The sequence below is a fragment of the Thiohalophilus sp. genome (genome assembly GCF_031581315.1).
GTDB lineage: Bacteria > Pseudomonadota > Gammaproteobacteria > UBA6429 > Thiohalophilaceae > Thiohalophilus.
The window spans coordinates 1-4,239 of the sequence record NZ_JAVLAZ010000124.1; the positions used below are offsets into that span (position 1 = coordinate 1).

Here is a 4,239-nt window from a genome sequence, read left to right on the forward strand (position 1 = left end):
GGGCACCGTTACGCTGGTTGAAGCTGGGCTGGCAGGATCTGCGCCGGGCGCCGGGGCCGAGTCTCAGTTATGGCGTAGCGCTGTTGTTGATCAGTTATCTCATCAGTGCGGTTGCCTGGCATTACGGCAGTGTCTATCTGTTACTGGCAATGCTGTCGGGGTTTATTTTCATCGGGCCGGTGATGGCGGTGGGGCTCTATTCCATCAGTCGTCAGTTGCAGGCCGGGCGTCAGCCGGTGCTGGGCTATTGTCTGCGCGAGGGACGCCGGCATCTGGGTAATTTACTCGTTTTCGCGGTGATCCTGCTGGTGGTGTTTCTGGTCTGGGCGCGGGCCGCTTCCATGGTGCATGTCTTTTTCCCGGTGGATGCTGACCCGGAACTGGCCGATTTTGCCCTGTTTCTCGGTGTGGGTACGGCAGTGGGGACGATCTTCGCCGCGGTGGTCTTTTGCGCCAGCGCCTTCTCTTTGCCGATGCTGCTGGATCGCCGCGCCGATACGGTGACGGCGGTGTTGACCAGTATCAACGCGGTATTGCGCAATAAACCGGCCATGTTGCTCTGGGCGGGGCTGATCGGGGTGATCGTCCTGCTCGGGTTTGCCACCGGATTGCTGGGGCTGGCACTGGGGATGCCGGTAGTCGGTCACGCCACCTGGCACGCCTATCAGGAAACTATCGATGCCTCGGCCTGGCCACAAAATGCCGTGACGGTTCAAGCCGGGGAGTGAATGGTCGATACAGTTAATGCGCCCGCCCCCGGCGCTGTAACTTTATGCAATTGTAGATGGCTAACATTCCAACTCCCCTGCGCCTGCTGCACTGGTGGGCCTGTCATGGTGTCAGTGAGCAGGACTCCGATGATCTGCGCCTGAAAAAAGAGGTGATGACCATCGTCTCCTCGGCGATCGCCCTGCTGGCGATCTTCTGGGGAGCGTTGTACGCCGCTACCGGCTATCCCTGGTCGGGCACGATTCCCTGGACCTATACCGTGATCGTGCTGATCAGCACGCTGCATTTTTTCCACAGCAAGCAGTTTGATTTTTTTCTCATCAGTCAGCAGTGGTTGATCCTGCTGCTGCCCTTCTTTTTGATGTGGAGTCTGGGCGGTTTTGCCAACGGCAGCGCGGTGATGATCTGGGCCTTTTTCGCGCCCCTGGCCGCGTTGTTTTTTATCGATTTGCGTGCTGCCGGGCGCTGGATGCTGGTCTTTTTGCTCTTGCTGGTGCTGTCGGCACTGCTGGATCCGTGGTTGGCCGAACGGGTCCGGCCAATGGCGCAGTGGCTGAACACGCTTTATTTCCTGTTGAACCTGGGACTCGGGTTTTCGCTGATCGCCGTGATGCTCTATTACTTCGTCAAGGACCGCGAACGGGCCTATCAGCAGTTACAACAAAGCCAGTCTCATATCGAACAGCTATTGCTCACCGATGATTTGACCCGGGTGGGCAATCGCCGCAGTTTTAATGAGCGCCTGCAGGAAGAACTGGCGCGGGCCCGGCGTTACGACTCGCCATTGTCGGTCATCATGATCGATGTCGATCATTTCAAAGCAATCAACGATCAATACGGCCATGCCGTGGGTGACGAGGTGCTGGTGGCGCTTGCCCATACCCTGCAAGAGTGTATTCGTGACAGTGATTTTCTGGCCCGTTACGGTGGCGAGGAATTCATGATCCTGCTGCCGGAAACCGTACAAGACGGCGCGGCGGCCATGGCCGAGCGCATGCGCGACGCAGTCAAAGCGCTGCGGCTCAGGCCGCTGGCGTCGGGCCTGACTGCCAGTTTTGGCGTTACCGAAGTGCGCCAGGCGGATGATGCCGATCGCCTGCTCTCCCGGGCGGACGAGGCGATGTACGAGGCCAAGCGCAGCGGACGCGATCGGGTCTGTATTTTATAAGCATCCTGGCGCATTATGCTGCTGTGTTGGACAACGCGGCAGTGTCCTGCTGTCTGGCTGCGTTGAAATGTACAGTTTGAACACGGACAGGTGAGAACATGAATCACAGCGAGCGGGAACTTTCCCTGGTACTGGGTAGCGGCGGCGCGCGCGGACTGGCGCAGATTGGCGTGATTCGCTGGCTGGAGAAAAACAGCGATTATCACATCCGGGCGATTGCCGGCTCGTCGATGGGGGGGCTCATTGGCGGGATTTATGCCGCCGGCAAGCTGGATCTGTATGAAGAGTGGGTTACCCAGCTGAGCAAATATGATGTGCTGCGCCTGCTCGATTTCGCCTTCAGTCGCAGCGGCCTGTTCAGTGGGGAGCGAGTCATGGGCAAGCTCGAGGACATGCTGGGCGATGTGAATATCGAGGAACTGCCGATCACTTTTACCGCGGTGGCCACCGATATCGAGCGCGGGCGCGAGATCTGGCTGAATCGTGGTTCCCTGTTCGAGGCCATTCGTGCCTCGATTGCCATCCCGACGATCTTTACCCCGGTTAAACGCGACGGGCGCCTGCTGGTCGATGGCGGGCTGCTCAACCCGGTGCCGGTGGCGCCGACCTTGCGTGACAGCACAGCGAAGACGGTAGCGGTCAGCCTCAGCGGGCGCAGCGAGGATGAGCTCGAACAAACAGAGGCCGTGCCTGAATCACAAGACAATGATCAAAACCGCTATCGCCGCGCCATCGGTCAGTTTATCGAGGAGTTGCAGGACAAGCTGGGCCTGGGCGATGACCTGGAACCGGACATCGATGTGTTCGATATCCTCTCCCGCTCTATCGAAGCGATGCAAAACAGTATCGCCCGTTTTCGCCTTGCCGCGTATAACCCGGATCATCTGATCGAGATACCGGTCAACGCCTGTGGTATTTTAGAGTTTCACCGGGCTCAGGAAATGATCGACCTGGGTTACGAGCGCGCCGAAAAGGCGCTGGATGACATTCGTCGGCGCTGAATTTATTGTCAGAGTACCCTGCCTGCCCTGCCTGGCGAGCAGACCGGTTCTTTGAAGCATTATCTGGCGGACGAACATAAAAAAGAAACCGTGAGTAGATATGCGATCAGATGATTCTTCTTCGCGCCAGTGGTTGTACTCTGGCTTGCTGTTGATCGGCAGTCTATTGCCCACCGTGGTGACGGCGCAGGAGGCGGCTGATAATCCGGTTTCGCCACTGGATAAGCGGGTGCGTATCGAGCATGAAACCCGCTATCAGCCTTTTGTCCTGACTCCGCATAAACCCAATTACCTGTTGCCGTTGACCTACAACAGTAAACCCAACCAGGCCCCGTTCGATCCGCAGCAGGACGGGACCATCGAAGAACCCGAAGTCAAATTCCAGATCAGCATCAAAATGCCGGTAACGGATGAGATATTTGGTGATCGGGTTACGTTATATGCCGCCTATACCAACCAGTCCTACTGGCAGGCCTATAACAATGACAACTCACATCCGTTTCGTGAAGCCAATCATGAGCCGGAACTGTTTCTGACTATGCAAAACAACTGGCAAGTATTTGGTTTTACCAACAAGATAAATACCCTCGGTCTCAGTCATCAATCCAACGGACAAAGCGGCAGTAAATCCCGCAGCTGGAATCGGCTGTATGCCCAGTTCATTTTCGAACGCGGGAATTTCTATGTGAGCCTTAAACCGTGGTACCGGCTTCAGAGGTCGCAGCAGTTAGATGATAATCCGGACATCGAGCATTACATGGGTAACGGTGAAATCCGGCTGGCCTATGCCAATGATCGGCACACCCTGTCATTGATGCTGCGTAACAACCTTGAGGCAGACAACCGGGGCGCTGTCGAGCTGAACTGGAGTTTTCCCATGAGCCGTCGGGCCAAGTGGTTTATCCAGTACTTCGACGGCTATGGCGAGAGCCTGATCGACTATAACGCCAGAGTGAAACGGATCGGGATCGGAATTGCCCTGACGGACTGGCTTTAAGAAAAGGGGCTAGGTACTAGGGGCTAGGTACTAGGTACTAGGGGCGAGGAAAAGCAGCACTCAGGGCTAAGAACTAAGAACTCAGTCGATGGGCTGCTGGGAAATAACGCAGAGGACGCGGAGTCGCGGAGGCGCAGAGTTTATTTGTTTTGGCGCTTTTGTTGAGCTGAAAGAGGTTCTCCGCGTCTCTGCGCCTCCGCGAGCTCCGCGTTAAATACCGGTGCCCGAGATGGGTGATGCAGGTTACGCTGGTGATGGCCTACGTGACTCAGAACTCAGTCGATGGGCCGCTGGGAAATAACGCAGAGGACGCGGAGTCGCGGAGGCGCAGAGTTTATTTGTTT

At 56.7% G+C, this 4,239-nt stretch carries 4 protein-coding genes; all 4 read left to right on the plus strand.

All coding sequences use genetic code 11. The features are described from left to right. A partial coding sequence (locus RI563_RS12380) for a DUF2189 domain-containing protein (RefSeq protein WP_310694695.1) occupies positions 1 to 728 on the plus strand: 728 nt, incomplete at its 5' end. A gap of 56 nt (positions 729 to 784) precedes the next feature. Beyond that, on the plus strand, positions 785 to 1,897 hold the full coding sequence (locus RI563_RS12385) for a GGDEF domain-containing protein (RefSeq protein WP_310694696.1): 1,113 nt from the start codon (positions 785 to 787) through the stop codon (positions 1,895 to 1,897). A gap of 98 nt (positions 1,898 to 1,995) precedes the next feature. Continuing rightward, positions 1,996 to 2,898 carry a patatin-like phospholipase family protein gene (locus RI563_RS12390; RefSeq protein WP_310694697.1) on the plus strand — a complete coding sequence of 301 codons (903 nt, stop codon included), beginning with the start codon at positions 1,996 to 1,998 and terminating at the stop codon, positions 2,896 to 2,898. A 100-nt stretch (positions 2,899 to 2,998) separates the two neighbouring features. Continuing rightward, positions 2,999 to 3,895 carry a phospholipase A gene (locus RI563_RS12395; RefSeq protein ID WP_310694698.1) on the plus strand — a complete coding sequence of 299 codons (897 nt, stop codon included), beginning with the start codon at positions 2,999 to 3,001 and terminating at the stop codon, positions 3,893 to 3,895. The last annotated feature ends 344 nt before the right edge of the window (positions 3,896 to 4,239 follow it).